The organism is Microbacterium sp. CSI-V (assembly GCF_001984105.1).
Classification (GTDB): Bacteria; Actinomycetota; Actinomycetes; order Actinomycetales; family Microbacteriaceae; genus Microbacterium.
Genome location: NZ_MTQM01000005.1, coordinates 169,433 through 191,197 on the forward strand (window position 1 = coordinate 169,433; position 21,765 = coordinate 191,197).

General features: G+C 71.9%; 19 protein-coding genes. 7 read left to right on the forward strand and 12 right to left on the reverse strand.

Going from position 1 to position 21,765, the window contains the following annotated elements:
• Nucleotides 1-3: 3 nt before the first annotated feature.
• Nucleotides 4-1,227 carry a carbamoyl-phosphate synthase large subunit gene (locus CSIV_RS01915; protein ID WP_077049731.1) on the forward strand — a complete coding sequence of 408 codons (1,224 nt, stop codon included), beginning with the start codon at nt 4-6 and terminating at the stop codon, nt 1,225-1,227.
• 73 nt (nt 1,228-1,300) lie between these two features.
• On the opposite strand, the gene CSIV_RS01920 is transcribed toward CSIV_RS01915, so the two are convergent.
• From CSIV_RS01920 to CSIV_RS01930, 3 genes are all read right to left on the reverse strand, one after another.
• Nucleotides 1,301-2,476 carry an alcohol dehydrogenase catalytic domain-containing protein gene (locus CSIV_RS01920; RefSeq protein WP_077049732.1) on the reverse strand — a complete coding sequence of 392 codons (1,176 nt, stop codon included), beginning with the start codon at nt 2,474-2,476 and terminating at the stop codon, nt 1,301-1,303.
• A gap of 114 nt (nt 2,477-2,590) precedes the next feature.
• Complete coding sequence (locus CSIV_RS01925; protein WP_077049733.1) at nt 2,591-3,748, reverse strand: alpha/beta fold hydrolase; 1,158 nt, start codon at nt 3,746-3,748, stop codon at nt 2,591-2,593.
• Between the two features lie 102 nt (nt 3,749-3,850).
• On the reverse strand, nt 3,851-4,690 hold the full coding sequence (locus CSIV_RS01930) for a helix-turn-helix transcriptional regulator (protein ID WP_077049734.1): 840 nt from the start codon (nt 4,688-4,690) through the stop codon (nt 3,851-3,853).
• 150 nt (nt 4,691-4,840) lie between these two features.
• Between CSIV_RS01930 and CSIV_RS01935 the strand changes: the two genes are divergently transcribed.
• Both CSIV_RS01935 and CSIV_RS01940 read left to right on the forward strand, forming a co-directional pair.
• Entirely contained in the window at nt 4,841-5,773 is a 933-nt protein-coding gene (locus CSIV_RS01935) for an SDR family oxidoreductase (protein WP_077049735.1), read from the forward strand.
• Between the two features lie 140 nt (nt 5,774-5,913).
• On the forward strand, nt 5,914-7,476 hold the full coding sequence (locus CSIV_RS01940) for a molybdopterin-dependent oxidoreductase (RefSeq protein WP_083734941.1): 1,563 nt from the start codon (nt 5,914-5,916) through the stop codon (nt 7,474-7,476).
• Nucleotides 7,477-7,539: 63 nt separating this feature from the next.
• Here CSIV_RS01940 and rocD read toward each other — a convergent pair whose 3' ends face one another.
• The 4 genes from rocD to CSIV_RS01960 all read right to left on the reverse strand — a co-directional run bounded on the left by rocD (nt 7,540) and on the right by CSIV_RS01960 (nt 11,475).
• Nucleotides 7,540-8,754: an ornithine--oxo-acid transaminase gene (gene rocD / locus CSIV_RS01945; protein ID WP_077049736.1), complete on the reverse strand. Its 1,215-nt coding sequence runs from the start codon at nt 8,752-8,754 to the stop codon at nt 7,540-7,542.
• Complete coding sequence (gene ddaH / locus CSIV_RS01950) at nt 8,751-9,635, reverse strand: dimethylargininase (protein ID WP_077049737.1); 885 nt, start codon at nt 9,633-9,635, stop codon at nt 8,751-8,753. Before ddaH ends, rocD begins: the two co-directional genes overlap by 4 nt.
• Nucleotides 9,636-9,919: 284 nt before the next feature.
• Nucleotides 9,920-10,654: a CPBP family intramembrane glutamic endopeptidase gene (locus tag CSIV_RS01955; RefSeq protein WP_077049738.1), complete on the reverse strand. Its 735-nt coding sequence runs from the start codon at nt 10,652-10,654 to the stop codon at nt 9,920-9,922.
• Nucleotides 10,651-11,475: a Clp protease N-terminal domain-containing protein gene (locus tag CSIV_RS01960; protein WP_160897502.1), complete on the reverse strand. Its 825-nt coding sequence runs from the start codon at nt 11,473-11,475 to the stop codon at nt 10,651-10,653. Before CSIV_RS01960 ends, CSIV_RS01955 begins: the two co-directional genes overlap by 4 nt.
• A 245-nt stretch (nt 11,476-11,720) precedes the next feature.
• On the opposite strand from CSIV_RS01960, the gene CSIV_RS01965 reads away from it, so the two are divergent.
• The 3 genes from CSIV_RS01965 to mtnB are packed head-to-tail and all read left to right on the forward strand — an operon-like array spanning nt 11,721 to nt 14,217.
• Complete coding sequence (locus CSIV_RS01965; protein WP_077049740.1) at nt 11,721-12,890, forward strand: hypothetical protein; 1,170 nt, start codon at nt 11,721-11,723, stop codon at nt 12,888-12,890.
• Entirely contained in the window at nt 12,887-13,588 is a 702-nt protein-coding gene (gene mtnC, locus CSIV_RS01970; protein ID WP_077049741.1) for an acireductone synthase, read from the forward strand. The genes CSIV_RS01965 and mtnC overlap by 4 nt, the downstream gene beginning before the upstream one ends.
• Nucleotides 13,585-14,217, forward strand: coding sequence for a methylthioribulose 1-phosphate dehydratase (gene mtnB, locus CSIV_RS01975; protein ID WP_238592319.1), 633 nt, complete (start codon nt 13,585-13,587; stop codon nt 14,215-14,217). The genes mtnC and mtnB overlap by 4 nt, the downstream gene beginning before the upstream one ends.
• A 176-nt stretch (nt 14,218-14,393) precedes the next feature.
• On the opposite strand, the gene mtnK is transcribed toward mtnB, so the two are convergent.
• From mtnK to CSIV_RS01995, 4 genes are read right to left on the reverse strand one after another with little or no spacing between them, the layout of a single operon-like run.
• Nucleotides 14,394-15,590 (reverse strand): S-methyl-5-thioribose kinase, encoded by a 1,197-nt coding sequence (mtnK, locus tag CSIV_RS01980; protein WP_077049742.1) that lies wholly within the window; start codon nt 15,588-15,590, stop codon nt 14,394-14,396.
• Nucleotides 15,587-16,633: an ABC transporter permease gene (locus tag CSIV_RS01985; protein ID WP_077049743.1), complete on the reverse strand. Its 1,047-nt coding sequence runs from the start codon at nt 16,631-16,633 to the stop codon at nt 15,587-15,589. Before CSIV_RS01985 ends, mtnK begins: the two co-directional genes overlap by 4 nt.
• Nucleotides 16,630-18,189, reverse strand: a complete 1,560-nt coding sequence (locus CSIV_RS01990; protein ID WP_077049744.1) for a sugar ABC transporter ATP-binding protein — start codon at nt 18,187-18,189, stop codon at nt 16,630-16,632. Before CSIV_RS01990 ends, CSIV_RS01985 begins: the two co-directional genes overlap by 4 nt.
• Nucleotides 18,186-19,280, reverse strand: coding sequence for a substrate-binding domain-containing protein (locus tag CSIV_RS01995; RefSeq protein ID WP_077049745.1), 1,095 nt, complete (start codon nt 19,278-19,280; stop codon nt 18,186-18,188). Before CSIV_RS01995 ends, CSIV_RS01990 begins: the two co-directional genes overlap by 4 nt.
• 206 nt (nt 19,281-19,486) lie before the next feature.
• On the opposite strand from CSIV_RS01995, the gene CSIV_RS02000 reads away from it, so the two are divergent.
• The gene (locus CSIV_RS02000; RefSeq protein ID WP_077049746.1) at nt 19,487-20,068 is read left to right on the forward strand and encodes a 1,2-dihydroxy-3-keto-5-methylthiopentene dioxygenase; all 582 of its coding nucleotides are present in this window, start codon (nt 19,487-19,489) and stop codon (nt 20,066-20,068) included.
• Nucleotides 20,069-20,135: 67 nt separating this feature from the next.
• Here CSIV_RS02000 and arfA read toward each other — a convergent pair whose 3' ends face one another.
• Nucleotides 20,136-21,656: an arabinosylfuranosidase ArfA gene (gene arfA / locus CSIV_RS02005; protein ID WP_077049747.1), complete on the reverse strand. Its 1,521-nt coding sequence runs from the start codon at nt 21,654-21,656 to the stop codon at nt 20,136-20,138.
• Between the last annotated feature and the right edge of the window lie 109 nt (nt 21,657-21,765).

Below are 21,765 nucleotides of genomic sequence, written 5' to 3' on the forward strand. Positions count from 1 at the left end.
TCCATGCGCGCGCTCGTCACCAGTTCCCGCAACACCTTCGCTCTCGATCTGGTGCGAAAGCTCGGCAGCGTCGGGCACACCGTCTTCGCGAGCGACACGTACGACGGCGCCGTCGGCAACCACTCGCGCTTCCTCGCCGGGCACCTCGTCACACCGTCTCCCCGATTCGAGACGGATGCCTTCATCGAGACGGTCGGCGCGTACGTGCGCGCGCACGACATCGACGTGATCATCCCCACGTTCGAGGAGGTCTTCTACCTCGCCGCCCGCGTCGCCGACCTCCCCGAGGGCGTCGAGCTGTACGCCGGCAGCTTCCCCGACCTCGCGCGCCTCCACGACAAGGCGAGCTTCCAGCGGTTGGCTCAGGATGCCGGAGTGCCGATCCCCGAGACGGTCGTGGTGACCTCCCCCGAGGAGTTGCGCACCGCGATCAACGCGTTCCCCCGGTACTTCGCCCGCGCGGCGTTCTCGCGCGGCGGCGTGGGGCTGCTCACCAACACGGGCCCCCTCGCGGGGAAGGTGCCGATCGACGACTGCGTTCCGACCCCGGACCAGCCCTGGCTCGTGCAGCCCTTCGTGGACGGCCCGATGGTCTGCACGTACAGCGTCGTCGTCGACGGACGCGTCACCGCGCACACCACGTACAAGGCGGGCGAGCAGTGGGCGCACAGCACCGCGATCGCCTTCGTCGCCGTCGACAGCACCAACACCCTCCGCTTCACGCAGCAGATCATCGACACGCTCGACCCGACGTTCACGGGGCAGATCTCGTTCGACTTCGTCGACCACGGCACCGACGGGACACCCGACTACAAGATCATCGAGTGCAACCCGCGGCCCACCAACGGCGTGATCCTCCTCGAGGCCGAGGACGTCTCGCGCGCGATCGAGGGGACGGTCGAGCACACGATCGTCGCCGTTCCGGGGACTCAGCGCCAGATCACCCTCGCCGTCCTCGCCGACGCGTTCACCGAACCGCTGCAGCACCTGCCGAAGACGCTCCACGACCTCGTGCACGTGCGCGACGTCGGAGCCGGGTGGTGGGACGACGCCGCGATGCTGTGGAGCCCCGCGACCATCGTCCACGGCGCCAAGATCTCCCACGGCGAGCGCAAGGAGGTGCTGGCCGCCCTCGGCGACGACATCGTCTGGAACGGCGAGCCGATCCAGGGCATGTCCCCCGCCGACGCTGCGGCTCTGGAGGCCGTGCACGCCGGCCGCGTCTAGCCGCGTGAGGGGTCAATATTTGTCGCCTGGCGGAGCCAGAAGCGACAAATATTGACCCCTCACGCGATGAGAATCAGGGCCGCAGCACGACCTTGATGCAGCCGTCCTCCTTCTTCTGGAACGTCTTGTAGAGGGCGGGCGCGTCCGCCAGCGGCGCGTGGTGCGTGACCAGGTCCATGACGCCGAGCGGGTCGGCGGGGTCCTCGACCAGCGGCAGGAGGTCGTCGATCCAGCGCTTGACGTTGCACTGCCCCATCCGAAGGTTCAGCTGCTGGTCGAACATCGTCTTCATCGGCAGGATGTCGGCTTCGCCGGCGTACACGCCGCTGAGCGACACGGTCCCTCCGCGGCGGACGACGTCGATCGAGGCGTGCATCGCGGCGAGGCGGTCGAGGCCGGCCGTGTCCATGAGCTTCTGCGCGAGGGCATCCGGGAGGAGGCCGATGGCATCCTGCGCGAACTTGATCCCGCTGTTGCCGTGCGCCTCCATGCCCACCGCGTCGACCACGCCGTCGGCCCCGCGACCCTCGGTGAGGTCGCGCAGCTCGTCGATGACCGTGTTGGTGAGGTCGAAGGTCTGGACGCCGTGGCGCTCGGCCATGGCACGTCGCTCCGCCACGGGTTCCACGGCCAGCACCCGGTAGCCCAGGTGCACGCCGATGCGCGACACGAACTGTCCGACCGGGCCGAGGCCCATGACCGCGAGCGTGCCGCCGTCCGGAACGTTCGCGTACTGCACGCCCTGCCACGCCGTCGGCACGATGTCGCTGAGGAAGAGGTAGCGGTCGTCGGGCAGGTCGGTGCCGACCTTGATGTGGTTGTAGTCCGCGAGCGGCACCCGCAGGTACTCCGCCTGGCCGCCCGGGACCTGGCCGTACAGCTTCGTGTAGCCGAACAGCGCCGCACCACTGCCGTACTCGCGCACCTGCGTGGTCTCGCACTGCGACTGGAGCCCCCGGCGGCACATGAAGCAGTGACCGCACGAGATGTTGAACGGGACGACGACACGGTCGCCCACGGCGAGGTTCGTGACGCCCGAGCCGACCTCGACGACCACGCCCATCGGCTCGTGCCCGAGGACGTCGCCGGGATCGATGAACGGCCCGAAGATCTCGTAGAGGTGGAGGTCGGAGCCGCAGATCGCCGTGGAGGTGATCTTCACGATCGCGTCGGTCGGTTCGAGGATCCGCGGGTCGGGGACCTCCTCGACGCTCACGTCGCGCTTGCCCTGCCAGGTCAGTGCCTTCATGGTGGTGCCTCTCGTCGGGGGGAACGAGCGGCCAGTGTCATCCGCACGCCTCGATTCCCCGACCCCATTGACGAGCCCACCCCCGAGAGGCAGGGGCGGAACGGATGCCAGGCCTCAGCGCCGCGGACGCACCGCGGTGTCGGCGTGCGCCAGGGTCTGCAACAGGTGCGGGAAGCGCGCCGAGACGCCCGTGCGGCGCAGGCGGTCCAGCGCCGGTTCCTCGGCGGGAAGGCGGTGGTGCTCGCCGCGGACGAGCCGTCGCGTGGCGTTGAGCAGGGCCATCGGGTGGGTGTCCAGAGCGCTGTGGCCGTTGTGGAGCCGGACGAGGGTGGCATCCGGGGCCGTCCGGGCGACCCGCTCGGCGATCTCGGGCGGCGTCCGCAGGTCGCGGTCGCCGGAGAGGAGGACCATCGGCCACGGGAATTCCGCGACGGCGGCGGTCAGGTCGTACGGCTCGCCCTCGAACGCCGGATACCGTTCGGCGAGCGGGGCGTAGGTCAGCGCCGGGTCGAGCGGAAGCCCGTCGGGCGCGGCGCCGTAGTGCAGCTCGCGGAACGCGATCGTGCCGACGACGTCGAACTCGTAGATGCCCGGGATCCGGGCGATCGAGGCGTCGCGGGAGGCGTACGCGGCGAGCGCGTGCCACGCGAGACCGGGACGGTGCCGGACGAGCGGACGCAGGAGGTCGGGGCCCGCGAGCTCGTAGGCCGCCCGGACGACGTCGAGCACCACGCGTTCGTCGATCCCGTCGGACACGAGGCGGCGCACGCCGCGGGACAGATCGTCGTCGGCATCCCAGAAGAGGGTCCGCAGGCGGTCGCGCTCGAGCGCCAGATCCTCGGTGGACTGCAGGGCCGAGTCGAGCAGCATCCCCGCCACACGGTCAGGATGCCGGGCCCCGAAGCTCGAGGCGAGGTAGCTGCCGTAGGACGACCCGATCAGGTACGCCCGGTCGACCCCCTCGGCGTCGAGCACGGCGGCCAGGTCGTCGAGGACCGCGGTGAGGCGCATCGCGTCGGCGGGGAGCACGCGTCCGGCGAGGTCGTGTCGCGACCGGCCGACGCCGCGGTGCTCGACCATCAGGACGTCGAGGCCGCCCTCGGCGGCTCGGCGACGCAGTCCCCGGTACGGCAGGAGGGATGCCAGCCCCGGGCCGCCCGGGATGATCAGGGCCGGGGTGGCGGTGCGCGGACCGGTGCGCACGTAGCTCAGCTCGAACGGGGGCGCCCCGCCGGCGGCCGGGCGCCGCAGCTCCCTGACGTTCTCACCCATCCCTGCACCGTACCCCCGCACTCCACGCGCGAGTCGCCAAGATCTGTCGCCTCACAGCGGGTCCAGGCGACATTATTTGGCGACTCACGCGGGTCACCGCCCTCAGGCGGGGACCGACGGACCCAGGACCGCCAGCAGGCGCAGTTTCTCCGCGCTCTCGCTGCCGGGGACCGCCGTGTAGACGAGGAGCGAGTGCGATGTCTCGGGATCGATGAGGGACTGGCAGTGCAGCTCGAGCAACCCCACCGCGGGATGGACGAACCGCTTCGTCGCGCTCGGCCGCAGCCCCACCTCGTGCGCCGCCCACAGGGTCCGGAACTCCGGGCTCCGCGCCAGCAGGTCGTCGGCGAGCGCCGCCGCGCGCGAGCCGGGTCCGCGGCGGCCCGCGAGTTCGCGCAGGCCCGCAGCGAAGAGCCGACTGAGGAACCCGTGCTCCTCGGGCGCGTAGAGCGCCCGCGCGCCGGGGTCGCTGAACCACCGGTAGCCGAGGCTCCGCTCCGGCCCCGACCGCAGCGACGCATCGCCGGTGAGCGCGGCACCCAGCGGCGACTGCCGCAGCGTCTCACCCAGTTCGGTCACGATCTCGGCGGGGGTGTCGTCGAGGCGGTCGAGGATGCGGAGGAGCCCGGGGCTGACATGCTCGCCCGCGGCGGAGCGTTCGTCCGGCACGTGACCGGCGAGTCGGAACAGGTGGTCGCGCTCGGCGCGGGTGAGGTGGAAGCCCTGGGCGATGGCCGCGAGCATCTGCGGCGACGGCTGCGGTCCGCGCTCCCGCTCCAGCCGCGCATAGTAGTCGGCCGACATGTGGGCGAGCGCGGCGGCCTCCTCGCGCCGAAGCCCGGGCGTCCGGCGGCGCGCGCCCCGTGGCATCCCGACGTCCTCGGGTTGGAGCGCCTCGCGACGGGTGCGGAGGAAGTCCGCGAGGGCCGTTCGGTCGATCATGGTCCCTGTCTACCCGCCGGACGGTGGCGGATCCAGGACGCGGCGATCCCCCTCTCGCGAGACGCGGTCCGCTCAGCCGGGGATCGACGGGTCCTGGTTCGGATCCGTCTCCCGGCGCACGCTGGGACCCACCCCGACCGAGGAGTCACCATGACCGACACCGACATCCCCCTCCCCTCCCTCGCCGGCCGACGCGCCGTGCTGACCGGCGGCAGCGACGGCATGGGCCTCGTGATCGCCGAGCGTCTGGCCGCGGCGGGCGCCGAGGTCGTCCTCCCCGTCCGCAACCGGGCGAAGGGCGACCGCGCCGCCCGGACGATCCGTGAGCGGGTCCCCGGCGCCCGCCTCGAGCTGCACGATCTCGACCTGTCGTCGCTGACGAGCGTCGCGGACTTCGCCGGGGTCCTGCGCGCCGACGGACGACCGGTGCACCTGCTCGTCAACAACGCCGGGGTCATGACACCGCCCGAGCGGCAGACGACCACCGACGGGTTCGAGCTGCAGTTCGGCACGAACCACCTCGGTCATGTGGCGCTCGTCGGTGGCATCCTGCCCCTGCTCACCGCGGGGAGCGCGCGGGTCGTGACGCAGCTCAGCATCGCCGCCCGCAGCGGACGCATCGCCTGGGACGACCTCCCGGCCGAGCGCGCGTACGACGGTCAGCGCGTGTACTCGGCGTCGAAGATCGCGCTGGGGTTGTTCGCGCGCGAACTCGACCGGCGCAGCACCGACGGCGGTTGGGGCCTCCGGAGCGTCGTCTCCCACCCCGGCGTCGCGCCGTCGAACCTCCTCGCCGCCCGGCCGGAGATCGGCCGCACCACCGACGTCCCCGCGGTGCGCGCCATCCGCTGGATGTCGCGTCACGGCATCCTGCTCGGCACCGTCCGTTCCGCCGCCCAGCCGGCGCTCCTCGCGGCGACGACGACCGACCCGCGCAGCGACGTGCTGTACGGCCCGCGCGGCCCGATGAACCTCGGCGGCGCCCCGACGACCCACGCGCTGTACCGCCCGCTCCGCGACCTCGACGAGGCCCGCCGCGTGTGGGACGAGTCGCAGCGCCTCACCGGGGTGTCCCTGGGCTGAGCCTCCGGCGCGTGAGGGGTCAAGAATCGTCGCCTGCGCGCGGGTCGAGGCGACAATTCTTGACCCCTCACGCGTTCCGGTTGGCTGTGAGTTCGGGATGCCAGCGCCCCCGGGCCTCGCGACCTCCTTATGCTCCGAACGTGGCCTCTGCTCCCCGCACTCTCGACCTGCTCGCGGCCGGCGCCGGCGTGGCGGCCGCCGTCCTGGGCGCCGGACTCGGCGAGCTGACCGCGGCCGTCGTCGCCCCGTCGGCGAGCCCGTTCGCCGTCATCGGCGGCGGGATGATCGACATCGCACCGCCGTGGGGGAAAGACCTCGCGATCAGCCTGTTCGGCACCAACGACAAGGCCGCCCTGCTGGTCGGCATCGCGATCCTCCTCCTGGCGGTCGCCGGCGCCGCCGGGGTGCTCGAGCGTCGTCGTCCGCCGTGGGGGCGCATGATCCTGGCCGGGCTCGGCGTGGTCGGCGCGGTCGTGTCGATGACGCGGGCCGACGCCGACGTGCTGTCGCCCCTCCCCTCGTTCGTCGCGGGCGCGGTCGCCGTGATCGTGGGGGCGCTGCTGATCGCGCGCCTCCGCCGCCCGGCGGACGCCGCCGGAGACGCTGCCGGAACCGCCGCCGCCCCCGAGACCCCCGGGCCGACGCGGCGCAACGTCCTCGTCCTCTCCGGCCTCGCGGTCGTCGCGGGGGCTCTCGCCGCGGTGGGGTCCGCCGCCGTCCGCGGAGGCGCGCAGGCCGCGACCGTGGTGCGCTCCGCCCTCCGCCTGCCGACCCCCGCGACCACCACGCCGGTCCCGGCGACGGCGGAGCTGGGCATCGACGGTCTCACCCCCGTCATCACGCCGTCGGCGGACTTCTACCGCATCGACACCGCGCTGGTGGTACCGCAGGTCGACCTGTCTTCGTGGTCGCTCCGCATCCACGGCCTGGTCGAGGAAGAGGTCGTGGTGACGTGGGACGACCTCGTCGCCCTCCCCCAGCGCGAGACCGTCGCGACCCTCGTGTGCGTGTCGAACGAGGTCGGCGGCGACCTGATCGGAACCGCGCGCTGGCTGGGCGTCCCGATCCGCGACCTGCTCGCCCGGGCGAAACCGACGGCGGATGCCGACATGGTGCTGTCGCACTCGATCGACGGGTTCACCGCCTCGACGCCGCTGGAGGCGCTGACCGACGAACGCGACGCGCTCCTCGCGATCGGCATGAACGGCGAGCCGCTCCCGATCGAGCACGGCTTCCCCGTCCGGATGGTCGTCCCCGGCCTCTACGGCTACGTCTCGGCCACCAAGTGGGTCACCGAACTCGAGGTGACGCAGTACGCCGTGGCCGAGGGGTACTGGACCTCGCGCGGCTGGTCGGCCCGCGGCCCGGTGAAACCGGCATCCCGGATCGACGTTCCGCGCGCCGGCGCGCGTGTCGCCGCGCGCTCGACGGTCATCGCCGGAGTCGCGTGGCACAACCACGTCGGCGTCGCGGGCGTCGAGGTGCAGATCGACGACGGGGCGTGGATCCCCGCGAAGCTGGCGACGGCGATCTCGGCCGACACGTGGGTGCAGTGGAGCGTGCCGTGGGATGCCACGTCGGGAACGCACACGATCCGCTGCCGCGCGACGTCCGCCACCGGCGAGACCCAGACGGAGCAGCGCGCCGCCCCCGCCCCCGACGGCGCGACGGGCTGGGACGAGCTGACGCTCACCGTGGCGTGAGTCGCCAAGATTTGTCGCCGCCGGTCTGGCCGAGGCGACAAATCCTGGCGACTCGCGCCGGGGTCAGGACAGGACGTGCCGGAGCTGCTCGATCGCCCAGTCGATCTCGGTCGCCCGGATCGTGAGGGGCGGCGCGATGCGGATCGTCTGCCCGTGGGTGTCCTTCACCAGCACGCCGCGGGCGAGGAGCTTCTCGGCGATCTCGCGACCGCGGCCCGCGGCCGGGTCGATGTCGACGCCGGCCCACAGCCCGGCGACGCGCACCGCGGTCACGCCGTGGCCGACGAGCGACTCGAGCCCCTGGGCGAGGTGCTCGCCGAGCGCCTTCGCGCGGGTCTGGAACTCCCCGGATGCCAGCATCTCGACGACGCGGAGGCCGACGGCGGCCGCCAGCGGGTTGCCGCCGAACGTCGAGCCGTGCTCACCGGGGCGGATGACGCCGAGCACGTCCTCGTTCGCGACGACCGCCGACAGCGGCAGGATGCCACCGCCCAGCGCCTTGCCGAGGAGGTAGACGTCGGGCACGACGCCCTCGCGGTCGCACGCGAACGTCTCGCCCACGCGGCCGAGGCCCGACTGGATCTCGTCGGCGATGAACAGCACGTTGTTCTCGGTGCAGATCTCGCGCACCCGGCGGAGGAAGCCGTCCGGCGGGATCACGACACCGGCCTCGCCCTGGATCGGCTCCAGCAGCACCGCGGCGGTGTTCTCGTCGATCGCCGCGGCGATGGCATCCGCGTCGCCGTAGGGAACGTGGACGAAACCGGGCGCGTACGGACCGAAGTCGTCGTGCGCGGTCGGGTCGTCGCTGAAACCGACAATGGTCGTCGTGCGGCCGTGGAAATTGCCGTTCGCGACGACGATGGTCGCGGCATCCGGGGCGATGCCCTTCGTCCGGTAACCCCAGGCGCGGGCGACCTTGATGCCGGTCTCCACCGCCTCGGCGCCCGTGTTCATCGGCAGGACGAGGTCCTTGCCGCACAGCTGCGCGAGGGCGGTGGCGAACGGACCGAGCCGGTCGTTGTGGAACGCGCGACTCGTGAGCGTGAGGCGTTCGAGCTGCTCGCGGGCGGCGGCGAGGATCGCCGGGTGCCCGTGACCGAAGTTCAGCGCCGAGTACGCCGACAGCAGGTCGAGGTAGCGCTTGCCCTCGACGTCGGTGACCCACACGCCCTCGGCGCGCGCGGCGACGACCGGCAGCGGGTGGTAGTTGTGCGCGACGTGCGCGCTCTCGGCGGCGATGAGCTGCGCGCCGAGGTCGTCGACGGTGGTGCTCATCGGGTGCCCCCGCGCAGCTCGAGCGTGCAGCACTTGATCCCGCCACCGCCGAGAAGCAGCTCGGACAGGTCGACGAGGACGGGCGTGTACCCGCGCTCGCGCAGCTGCGCCTCGAAGCCCTTCGCGCGGGGAGAGATGATGACGTTCTTGCCGTCGCTGGCGGAGTTCAGGCCGAACACGGCGCCGTCGGCATCCGAGACCCGGATGGCATCGGGGTAGCGCTCGCGGAGGATCGCCTGGCTGCGCTCGTCGAACGCGTTCGGCAGGTACGCGATGTTCGCCTTCTCGACGCCGCCGGGGCCCTCGACGGGGTCGAGAACGGCGATCGCGGTGTCGAGGTGGTAGAACCGCGGGTCGGTGAGCGTCAGCGACACGACCTCGCGGGAGAAGACCTCGCCGACCTCGCGGTGGCTGTCGCCGGTGGAGCGGAAGCCGGTGCCGGCGAGGATCGTGTTCCCGACGAGCAGGAAGTCGCCCTCGCCCTCGTTCACCTCGACCGGCTCGGCGACCTCGAAGCCGGACGCTGCGAACCAGTCGATGAACGCGGGGGCCTCGTCGGCGCGCTCGCGGAAGCGGAACTTCGGGCCGTACGCGACGCCGTCGATGACGAAGCCGCCGTTGGCCGTGTAGACCATGTCGGGCAGACCCTCGACGGGATCGATGAGCTCGATCTCGTGGCCGAGCTCGGTGTAGGTGTCGTACAGCGACTGCCACTGCTGCAGGGCGAGGTTCGTGTCGGTGGGGCGCGAGGGCTCCATCCACGGGTTGATGCTGTAGCTCACCGTGAAGTGCTCGGGCCGGCACATGAGGTATCGACGGTGCTGCTGGACACGGCCGTTCGTCTCGGACTCGACGGCGGCAGCGGCGGGGGTAGCGGACATCTCTGCTCCTTGGGAGGAAAGGTGCGGCGGAACGCTGTCCTGGGGCCCGGTGGCCCTTCGACCCGGCGGCGCCTGTCGCGCCGTGCGGGGAAAGGTCGGTCCGGGCACGCCGTGGCCATTGTCTCACGCCGGCGCGCGGGGGCGCGAGCGGCGCGGGCGGAGCGGCGTTTTGGCTTGGCCGCCGCGGTGCGAGCTCAGCGATCCGCGCCGGATCAGTGGCATCCGGCCCCAGCCGACTGAGGTTGCGCGGATCGCTCAGCGCACGGGGATGGATGCCGAGAGCCTCAGGCTGCGCGGAACTCCGCCAGCGCCTGGCGCAACCGACGAAGGCGGCGAGCGCGCACGATCTCGGGCAGGACGACCACCACCACCAGGTCGCAGACGGCGTGCGCGACGATGGCCGAGATCAGTCCGCCCTCGGCGATGACGAGGACCATCATCGTGAGCCCGAAGAGTGCCGGCATCGGGAGGCTGCGGAACGTCCGATCAGCGTGCGCGACGGCGAAGAGCAGGAGCGGCACACCCCAGGCGACGAGTGGGGAGTGCGTGAGGAGCATCAGCAACGCGGGGCCCGACCACCGGTAGACCAGCTCGCTCGAGACCGCGATGAGCGGCGCGCCCCAGAGCCCGAAGATCAGTCGTTCGGCGCGACCCGTCGCGGGCCAGACGTGGTCGACGCGCATCCACGGAGACCGCGCGCTCCACGGCCGGAACCTCGCGAGACCCCACCCGACACCGACGACGAGCCCGAGCGGAATCAGGATGCCGAGACCCAGCGCGGGGAGGGGGACGACCGCCCGGGTGGTGGCGATGAGCTCGGCGAACGCATCCGTCGTCTGCGGGCGGGCGATCGCCACCGGGAGCAGGGCGATGCCCAGGGCGCACGGGGGCCAGTTGATCTGCTGCCAGAGTCGCTGTCGGCGCACGTCCCCCAGGTTGGGCCGCAGCCATCTCGTGACGAGAGCGAGAGCGGGCAGCATCAGCAGAGCGATCACGACCTCGCCGGTGGGTGCCGTCACGGACGCACCTCCGCGGCATCCGGACGCGGACCCTCCGGCACGACCAAGCGCTTCAGCAGCTCGCCGACCTGCCGCGACCGCTCGTCGAGCTTGGATTCCGCGTCGGCGACGAGATTCTCCCGGTGGCGGGAGGAGTACACCGTCACCCGCAGGGAAACCATCCATTCGATCGTCGTGTCCAGTGCATCCTCCAGTCGGAAGCACAGCGCGAACTCACCTGCTCCCTCGTGCGTCCGCGCGACCTCGACGACCCCATCCGGCGCGACAGCCATCGAGATCGCCGGATCCGCCGCGGACCGACGCGCGAATGCGGTACGTACCCGCGACGGAGGCACGGGCAGTGTCTCGTTCCCCAACGACACGAGCTCCTCCTCGAGCCCCCGCTCGTCGAGGGCGCCGGCCGCGCGGGCCGCGTCGAGGTGCGCACGGGTTCTCGCCACGAGATGGCGACGCTCAACGCCCAGAGCTTGAAGGACGAGCATCGCCACGCCATCGAGTTCGTCGAGTATGCCGAGGAGCAGATGGCCGGTGCTGGCTGCGGGGTGGCCGAACGTGTCCGCGTAGGCGCTCGCGCTCCTGACCGAGCGAATCGCGAAGGCACTCATCGAACCCCGCGGACCGCGTTCGTTGGAGTGAAAGAGGAGGTGGGCGAAGGCAGTGAGATCGATGCCCTCGGCGGCGAGCACCCCGGAGGCGATCGATCCGCGGGATGCGGCGAGCGCGAGGAGGAGCCGGCCCGTATCCACGACGGAGTCGGGGGCCTCCTCCCCCGCCTCCCACACGACGACCTGCGTCCGCGCGTTGAACGAAGTCCACCTCACGCCGTCCGATCGCCCTGCCCCCATGCGAGGGCATGATCCGGCTCCCGCGCGAACTCGGCAGAGCCAACGCCTGATCCAGGGGTGGATGCCGCGTGAACAGCCGCCGCGGCACTACCTCCGCGATACGCGCCGGGTCAGTGGCATCCACACGGATCCGACTGAGGCAGCGCGGATCGCCGACCGGGCAGCGTCGCACGCCGTCACCGACGCCACCGACGTCCGAGGCCCGTGGGAGAATCGTCGCGATGTCTGCCACCCTCGAGAATTCCGTCGTCCTCGACGAGTCGGCGGGTGTCGTGCGCATCCTCGATCGCCGCGTGTTCCCCGCACGGGTGGAATGGGTGGATGCCACGACCCCCGACGAGGTCGCTTCGGCGATCCGCGACATGGTGACCCAGAGCTCGGGACCGCTGTACGCGGCGACCGCCGGCATGGGCCTCGCCGCTCTGCAGGCACGGGGACTGCCGCTCGGCGAGGCGCGGACGGCGCTGGGTCGCGCGGGCCGCGCACTGGCCACCGCCCGGCCCACCAACGCGCACCCGCGCGATGCCGTGGCACGGATCCTCGCGGCCGGACGGGATGCCGACGACACCGACACCCTGGTGTCGGTGACGCTCGAGACGGCGGCCGCGGTCGACCGTGACTACCGCGAGGCCAGCCTGCGCCTGGGCCGCGCGACGCTGTCGCTGCTGCCCGAGTCGCCGCGGATCCTCACGCACTGCTGGGCCGACGCGTACCTGTTCGGCCTCGTCGCCGCCGCCCGCGAGGCCGGCCGCGAGATCGAGTGGATCGCGACCGAGACCCGGCCGTACCTGCAGGGCGCGAGGCTCACCGCGCACTCGCTGCGCGAGCTCGACCAGAAGGTCACGCTCATCACCGACGGCATGGCCGCCGCGGCGCTCGCCTCGCCCCGGGGCGTGGGGTCCGGACCGATCGACGCCGTCGTCACCGCCGCCGACCGCGTCGCACTCGACGGTTCGGTGGTGAACAAGGTAGGCACGCTCGCGCACGCGGCCGCGGCGGCGGCGTTCGGCATCCCGTACTACGCGATGGTCGAGGCGCCCGATCCCGGTGCTCCGACGGGCGCCGACGTCGTGATCGAGGACCGCGACCCGCGCGAGGTGCTCGAAGTCCTGGGGCGGCGCACCGCCAGCCCGCTCGTGACCGACGCCTGGTACCCCGCGTTCGACGTCACCCCGCCGCGCCTGGTGACCCGCATCGCGACGAGCCGCGGCACGTTCGCCCCGGCCGACGTCGGCGCCCACTTCACGACCGATCCGGATTCCGAAGCCCCCGCCCCGGCGCTCCGGCGCCGCCGCTCCCCCGCCGAGCCCGCCCCGGTCGCCGCGACCGTGCAACCCGACACCGTCGCCTTCCGCCCCATGACCGCTTCCCCCGACGAGGACCCTTCATGACCGCCATCTCCGCCGACGTCGTCGTGCTCGACATCGAGGGCACCACCAGTGCCGCCGGCTTCATCCTGGGCGACCTGTACGACTACGCCCGCCCCCGCCTCGACGAGGTGCTCGGGCGCGACGACGACACCGTGCGCGCCGCCCGCGCCGACGCGATCGCCGAGACCGGGCTGGATGCCGACGCCACCGACGCCGAGGTCGCCGATGCGCTCCGCGGGCTCATGGCATCCGACGTGAAGTCGACGCCGTTGAAGACGCTGCAGGGGATCATCTGGGCCGAGGGCTTCGCCGCGGGCGAGATCCACTCGCAGTTCTTCGAGGACGTGCCGCCGCGCCTCCGCGCGTGGCACGAGGCCGGCATCCGGCTCGCGGTGTACTCCTCAGGGTCGGTCGCCTCCCAGGTGCCGTGGTTCCGGCACGCCCCGCAGGGCGACCTGACGCCGCTCGTCGAGGACTTCTTCGACACCGTCAGCGCGGGGCCGAAGAAGGAGTCCGGATCGTACGACCGCATCGCCGCGGCCCTCGGCGTCGCCCCCGAGCGTGCGCTGTTCCTCACGGACCACCCCGACGAGGTCGCCGCGGCTCTGGCTGCCGACTGGCAGGTCGTCGCCCTCGACCGCGCTGGCGAGCCGTGGCACGGAGCCGATTTCGCGTCGCCGTCCGTGGCATCCTTCGACGAGATCGAGCTGTCGCGGTGAGCCTTCCCCTGACCGCACGCGTGCAGGAGGCCGGTGCCGCCCTCGCCGCGGAAGCCTCGCGCTTCTCGGGGTACGGCTGGATGCGCGGCACGTCCGGCAACCTCTCGATCGTGATCGACCGCGATCCGCTCGTGCTCGCGGTCACGGCATCCGGTCTGGAGAAGTCGGAGCTCACCGATCGCGACGTCGTGCTCATCGGTGCCGACGGTGGGGCGCTCGACCCCGACGACCCGCGGCCGCCGTCCGCCGAGGCCGGGCTCCACGCGCACATCGCCGCGCGGACCGGAGCGGGCGCGGTGTTCCACGTGCACGCGTTCGACGCGGTCGTCGCGGGGCACCGGTGGCCGGGCGGCGTCGAGATCCGCGACATGGAGATGCTCAAGGGCATCGGCCACCGCGCGCACGACGAAACCGTCACGATCCCCGTCATCACGAACGACCAGGACATGGCGGTCGAAGCCGCCCGCTTCGACGAGGTCTACGTCCCGGCCACCGCCGAGGTGCCCGAGGTCCCCGCGCTGATCGTCGCGAGCCACGGCATGTACGCCTGGGGCGTCGACGTCGCCGCCGCGCGCCGCCACCTCGAGATCGCCGAGTGGCTGCTGCGCTTCACCGTCGCCACGCGCTGAGCGCCACCGGCGGCCGCGCGCCGGCGGCCGCGCGCCGGCCGGGTCCCGCGCCGAACGCACACGTTCCGGTCGAGCGCACACGTTGCGGGCGGCCAGTGCGTGTGCGTTCGACCCGAACGTGTGTCCGCGGCGGGGATGCCACGCCCCCGGCGCCCGGCGCGGCGGGCAGCCCCGCGTCAGCCGAGCAGCGCCACCGTCCGCGCGGTGAGCGCCCGCGGGTCGGCGTCGTCGAGGCGCGCGGTTCCCAGCGTCCGCGCGGCGCGCAGGACGAAACGCGCCGCGACGGCGCGCTCCGGCTCGGGAAGCGTCTGGATGTCGGCGACCTTGGAGAACCCGACGATGCGGCGCACGGCCTTCGCGGCGCCGTAGATCGCGGCATCCGACCGCACGACCGCGAGCGTGTGCTCGAGCACCTCGTCGCCGTACACACGGGGGTCGACGCGGTCGGGCCAGCGGCGGCGGAATTCGGCCTCGAACGCGTCGACCAATTCGACGGGCAGCGTCAGCAGCGTCTCGGCATCCGCGGAACGCCCGAGCACGTGCGCGCGGGCGGCCGCGATCACGAGGTTCGCCCACACGGCACCGAGGTCGAAGCCCGTGGGGCCGTACGTGCCGAACTCCGAGTCGAACGCCCGCACCGACTCCCCCTCGGCGCGCACGAACACCGACCCGGTGTGCAGGTCGCCGTGCAGCAGGCTCTGCGTGCTCTCCTGGAACCGCAGCTTGGCCAGGCCGATCTCGCGCACGAACGTCCGGTCGGCGCGCAGTTCCCGCACGTCGTCGTCGTTCGCGGGCAGCCAGCCGTTGTGCTCGTGGTCGACGTACGGCTCGGTGAACACCAGGTCTTCGGTGATCTCGCTCAGCTCCGGGTTCGTCGCGGCGGCGATCGCACGGCGGCGCTCCGGCCCCGGCGTCCCGAACACGCTCGTCGCGAAGCCCACGGCCCCGACGTACTCGCCGAGCTGCGCCGCGGCGTACGTGTGCAGCCGACCGGCGTTGAGCTCGCCGCGCCACACCGCGTGGTCGCTGAGGTCCTCGATCGACAGGGCGAGGTTCTCGGCGTCGAAGCCGTGGAACGCCGGCACGTGCGCCGGGTCGATCCGCTCGTGCACGCCGAGCACGACGGCCTCGCGCGCCGCCCGCTCGCGCGTCAGCGGCCACGACGGGTCCACGCGCACGTGCGGCAGCGACTGCTTCACCACGACGCCGCTCCCGGCGGCATCCTTCACGATGAAGACGAGGTTCAGGTTGCCGTCGCCGACCTCCTCGACGGACACGATGGATGCCGGATCCACCGGCCCCGCCAGGTGCGGGCGCGCGACGAGGTAGGCGGGGACCGTGGCGACGGTCAGCTGATCGGTGAGGAGGGTCATGATGCGGTGGTGCTCCCGGCGACGATGGTGGTCTTGCGACGGCGGAACGTGAAGCTGAACAGCAGGGCCACGAGCAGCACGAGGCCCTTCCCGAAGTCCTGGATGTAGTACGGCAGGCCCATCATCGAGAACCCGGTGACCATCACGGCCACGAGCACCGCGCCCAGCGCCGTGCCCCACGCGTTCGGACGCCCGATGCCCAGCACCGACACGCCCACGAGCGCGACGGCCACGGCATCCAGCAGCAGGCTGTTTCCGGCCGAGACGTCGCCCTGCCCGATGCGGGCGGCGAGGACGAGACCGGCGATGGATGCCAGGATGCCGCAGCCGATGTACGCGGCGGCGCGGTAGGCGCGGACGCGGACGCCGGCGAGGCGCGCGGCCTCGGGGTTCGACCCCACGGCGGCGAGCGCGCGGCCCCAGCGGGTGCGGTCGAGGACGAACCACAGCACGACCGTGAGTCCGAGGAAGAGCACGACCGGCACCGAGAGGGGGCCGATGAACCCGCGGTCGAACCACAGGAAGTCGGGCGTGAACCGGCCGGGGGCGGTGGTGCCGTCGTCGAGGGTCATCTGCGACGAGATGGACTTGCCGTCGACGATGATGAGCTTGAGTCCCACGACGGTGAACATCGTCGCGAGCGTCGCCAGCAGGTCGGGGATGCGCGCGAACACGATGAGCGCGGCGTTGACAGCGCCGATGAGCGCACCCGAGAGCAGCACGACGCCGACCGCGATCCCGCCGACCTGATTGCCGATGACCATCGTCCAGGCGGCGATCGACACCGCGAATCCGGCGTTCGCGCCGACCGACAGGTCGAGGCCGCCGACGGTCATCGCGAGCGTCACACCGAGACCGGCGATGCCGATCGGGGCGATGTACTTCAGCATCCCCACGATGTTCTCGGGCGTCGCGAACGCGGGCTGGGTCACGGCGAAGAACGCGATGAGCAGCACGGTGACGGCGACGAAGCCCCACTTCGCGATGGCATCCACGATCCGGGATCCGGCACTCGGTCGCGCGGGAGCGAGAGCGGTGGTCATGCGGTTTCCTTCCGGTGGCCGGGGTCGTCGAGCAGGGCGGCGACGATGCGCGCGCGGTCGAGGACTCCGGCGGGGGTGTCCAGGACGATGCGCCCCGAGACGAGGACGACGATGCGGTCGGCGACGTCGAGGATCTCGTCGACGTCGCTGGAGAGCACGAGCACGGCGGCCCCCTCGGCCGCGCGGTCGCGGGCGGCGTCGCCGATGCGGCGGCGCGCCCCGATGTCGACGCCGCGGAACGGCTCGTCGAGCACGGCGAGGCGCGGGCCCGTGCGCAGCCACCGCCCCACGACGACCTTCTGCTGGTTGCCGCCCGACAGATCGTCGACACGAGTGTCCGCGGACGGCGCGACGACGCCGTACGCGTCGATCACGTCGTCGGCGGCGGCGCGCTCGCGTGCGGGCGAGACGACGCCCCAGCGCGAGATCTGCCGCAGCACCGGGAGTCCGACGGTGCGCCCGATCGACCAGCCAGGCTGGATGCCCTGCCGCTGACGGTCCTCGGGCACGAGCACGACGCCGGCGTCCTTGGCCGCCGCGGGCGACGCGGGGCGGTAGGGCGCGCCGTCGAGTCGCAAGCGGGCGGTGCCAGCGGGGCGCACCCCGGCGATGATCTCGGCGAGTTCGGTCTTGCCGGCTCCGAGCAGACCCAGGATGCCGGTCACCTGGCCCGCGGCGACCGAAAGGGCCAGCGGTGCCGCCCCGGGCAGGAGGACCGCGTCGTCGACGGCGAGCACCTCGGCGTGCGCGGGGAGCGGGTCGGTGATGTGCTGCTGCAGTTCGGTCGGGACGCCGAGCATCGCCTCCAGGGCCGCCTGCCAGTCGAACGGACGGAGGGCCTCGAGCTCGAGGCGTCCGTCGCGGAGGACGACGATGCGATCGGCGAGTCGCTCGATCTCCCCGAAACGATGGCTGACGAACAGGATCGACAGGCCCTCGTCGCGCAGCACCCGCAGCACGGCGAACAGGCGATCCGCCTCCGCGGCCGTCAGCGCCGAGGTCGGCTCGTCGAGGATCAGCAGACGCGGGGTGGACCGCAGGGCGCGGGCGAGCACGAGCAGCTGGGCGTCGGATGTGCCCAGGCGCGCGGCATCCGCCCGCAGGACCTCGTCGGACCACGACAGCCCGAGGCGCTCGAGCGCCGCGCGGGCGACGCGCTCCGCCTCCGCCCGGCGCACGAGACGGTGCCCGCCGGTCGCGAGATCGGTGAGGGCGAGGTTGTCGGCGACGCTCAAGCCGGGCACGATGCCGTCGGCGATCCGCTGGTGAACGGTCTCGATGCCGGCGCGACGGGCGCGGGCGGGCGAGGTCAGACGGACGTCGGTGCCCGCGACCGCGATCTCGCCCGTGTACCCGGCATTGGCCCCCGAGATCGCCCCGATCAGCGTGGACTTGCCGGCGCCGTTGGTGCCGAGGAGCGCGGTGATGCTGCCGGGGAACAGATCCAGCGACACGTCGCGGAGCACCTGGTTGGTGCCGAACCGCACGCCGACGCCGCCCAGGCGGACGACGGGGGCGTCGTTCACCTGAGCGGCGTGAGAGAGCGGAAACGTCATCCGGAGACGGCGGGCAGCCAGTCGGCGACGACCGTGTCGTTCAGCAGCAGCGATGGCTCGGCCTCGCGCAGCTGGGCGACGTTGGTGATGCCCTTCTCGATGAGGAAGTCGCGCGTGATGGTGACGGCGGGGAACTGGACGGTGTTCTCGGTGAGCTGGCCGGCCAGCTTCAGCGCGAGAGCGCGCACGACACCGGCGCCCACGGCCGACGGGTCGGTCGCGCTCGTGGCGACCCAGGGGCTGCCGTCGGCGGTGATGACCTCGATGTCGGCGTTGGAGATGTCGATGCCGTAGACCTTGACCTTGTCCTGCAGGTTGTTCTGCAGCACCGCCTGGACGACACCCTTGGTGATCTCGTCGTACGGGGCGAAGATCGCCTGCACGCCCGGGTTCGCCTTGAGGGCCGCGTCGACGAGAGGGATGTTGTCGGTCGCGGTCGACTCGGTGACCTTGCCGGTGAAGAAGAGCTGGTCGAGACCGTTCTTCGCGACGACCTCGTCCCACACCTTCTTGCGGCGATCGAGCGGCGCGAAGCCCTCGGCGCTGACGAGGCCCACCTTCGCGCCCTCGCCGTTGTCCTTCACGAGCTGGTCGAGGACGCCCTGCGCCATCGAGGCATCCGACTGCGAGGTCACGACGACACCGTCGGTGTCCTCGAGCGCCAGGTCGTACACGATGACCGGGATGCCGGCATCCACTGCCTCGCGCACGCGCGGCTCGATCGTGTCGGTCTGACCGTGGTCGACGATGATCGCGTCGGGCTTGGCGGCGATCGCCTGCTCGAGGTCGGAGGCCTGCTTGGCGTTGTCGTTACGGGCGTCGTAGACGGTGAGGTCGATGTTGACCGCGGCGGCCTGCGCCTTGGCTCCGGCGGTCCACGCCGTGAAGAAGTCACCGGCGCCGGACTGCTGCACGAGGGCGACCTCGAGCGGCTCGCCGTCGAACGGGGCCGGGAGGTTCTCGGCCTTCTGCACGGGGGCGGACGAGGCGGCCGGAGCAGCGGTGTTCTGCTGCGCGCAGCCGGTGAGGGCGAGGGCGGCGATACCGGCGGTGGCGACGAGGGCCGCCCAACGGTGGGAGCGAACGGACACGGGGTCCCCTTCGAAAGGAGTCGGGTGCGAATGGCCCTCTCGGGTGCTGTGGGGCGAGGGCCGTCGAGCAGTCAAGCAGGGCTCCACGTTCCGGACCGTTCGAGGTTGCGGTTTGTTACGGGTCGCATCAGCGCGAACACCCCAGGACCGTGCCGCGGGCGAGACAATCGACACGTCCCGACCGAACCCGTCCGAGAGGAGGAGCCATGACGCTCCTGACCGTCTGGAAAGAGACCGACCCGACCAGCCCCGTCCTCGAGACGACCGACGAGGACGAGATCCGCGCGGCCCTCGCCGAGCTCGGCGCCCGCTTCTCCCGGTGGGACGTGCACGAGGTCGCCTCCGACGCCGCCCTCGACGACGTGCTCGCGCTCTACGCCGACCAGGTCGAGAAGGTGAAGCAGGACGAGGGCTACACGCTCGTCGACATCGTGGGCCTCTCGCCCGCGCAGGACAACTACGACGAGGTCAAGGTCGCCTCGCGCGAGCGCTTCCTGTCGGAGCACCGTCACGACGACGACGAGGACCGCTTCTTCGCCAAGGGCGCCGGCGTCTTCTACCTGCACGTGAACGAGAAGGTGCACGCCCTCTACTGCGAGGCCGGCGACCTCGTCTCGGTTCCGGCGAACACCACCCACTGGTTCGACATGGGCACGACCCCCGAGTTCGTCAGCATCCGTTTCTTCCACGACGACGACGGCTGGGTCGGTCACTTCACCGGCAACCCGATCGCCGAGACGTTCGCGACGTTCGACGAGCTGCACGCGCGCCGGGCGCAGTTGGCCTGACGCCGCTTCTTCGCAGAAGGGCCCCTGCCTCGCGTGAGTTCGCGAGGCAGGGGCGTTTTCGTGCGTTTCAGCCGACGCGGCGCAGTCCCAGCGCGGCCCACGCGATCGGAGGCAGGCTCACGCGCAGGATGCCGTCCTCGATCCGCGCGCCCTCGAGCGCGCGCGGCTGCACACGATCGGGGTGCTCGAGGGTGTTGCTGGCGTACGGGTCGTCGTCGTGCAGCAGGTGCGTCTCGACCAGCTCGACGTTCCCGAAGCCCGTGACGTCGATCGCGACCTCGACGGCCTCGTGCCGTCCGCGGTGGACCAGGAAGACCGCGGCCTCCCCCGTCTCGGAATCGTGGGTCGCGACGGCATCCACCGCGGGAACCGTCCCGTGCTTCGCCGTGTCGATCGTGGCGGCCTCGATCCCCACGCGCAGGGCCTCGCCGCGCGCGAGTCGGGACGTGATCGAGAACGGGTAGAACGTCGTCTGCCGCCAGGCGGGTCCGCCGGGCTCCGTCATGATCGGCGCGATCACGTTCACCAGCTGGGCCAGAGACGCGGATGCCACGCGGTCGGCGTGCGTGAGCAGCGAGATCATGAGGCTGCCGAAGACGACGGCATCCACCGCCGAATACACGTCCTCGAGAAGGCGCGGAGCGACGGGCCAGTTGTCGATGCCGCTGAGCTGATCGACGTCGTGGAACCGCGTCTGGTACCAGATGTTCCACTCGTCGAACGAGATGTCGATCCTCTTGTCGCTGCCTCGGACCGCGCCGACGTGGTCGGCGGTCGCGACGACGGCCTCGATGAACCGGTCGGTGTCGACCGATGACGCCAGGAACGAGTCGATGTCGCCGTCGTGCTCCTGGTAGTAGGCGTGGCACGAGATCATGTCGACCTCGTCGTACGTGTGCGTGAGCACGACGCGCTCCCACTCACCGAACGTCGGCATCTGCGCGCCGGAGGATCCGCACACCACGAGCTCGATGGACGGGTCGAGCTGGCGCATGCCCTTGGCCGTCTGCGCGGCGATCTTGCCGTAGTCGTCGGCGGAGCGGTGGCCGAGCTGCCACGGCCCGTCCATCTCGTTGCCGAGGCACCACACGCGCACGTCGAACGGCGCCTCGCGTCCGTTGTCGATGCGCTGCTGCGACAGGGCGGTGCCGCCGGGCAGGTTGCTGTACTCGAGGAGGTCGATCGCTTCGAGCGTGCCGCGCGTGCCGAGGTTCACCGCGAGCATCAGCTCGCTGCCGGCCTTCTCGAGCCAGTCGGAGAACTCGTGCAGCCCGACCTCGTTCGTCTCGGTGGAGTGCCACGCGAGGTCGAGGCGGCGCGGGCGCTGCTCGCGCGGGCCGACGCTGTCCTCCCAGCGGAAACCTGAGACGAAGTTGCCGCCGGGATACCGGATCATGCTCACCCCCAGCTCGCGCACGAGCTCGAGGACGTCGCGGCGGAACCCCTGCTCGTCGGCCTCGGGGTGGCCGGGTTCGTAGATGCCGTCGTAGACATGGCGTCCGAGGTGCTCGACGAAGCCGCCGAAGAGGCGGCGCCGCACGGCCCCGATGGGGAAGCGGGGGTCGACGGTCAGGCGTGCGGTGGTCATCGTGCTCCTCGGGATGCGTGTGCGGCGAATCGGTCGGCGACCGGGTTACGCCGGCGCGCCAGGGTGGTCGGGGTCTCCACGAGGTCGTGGAGGCCCATGGTCAGAAGGT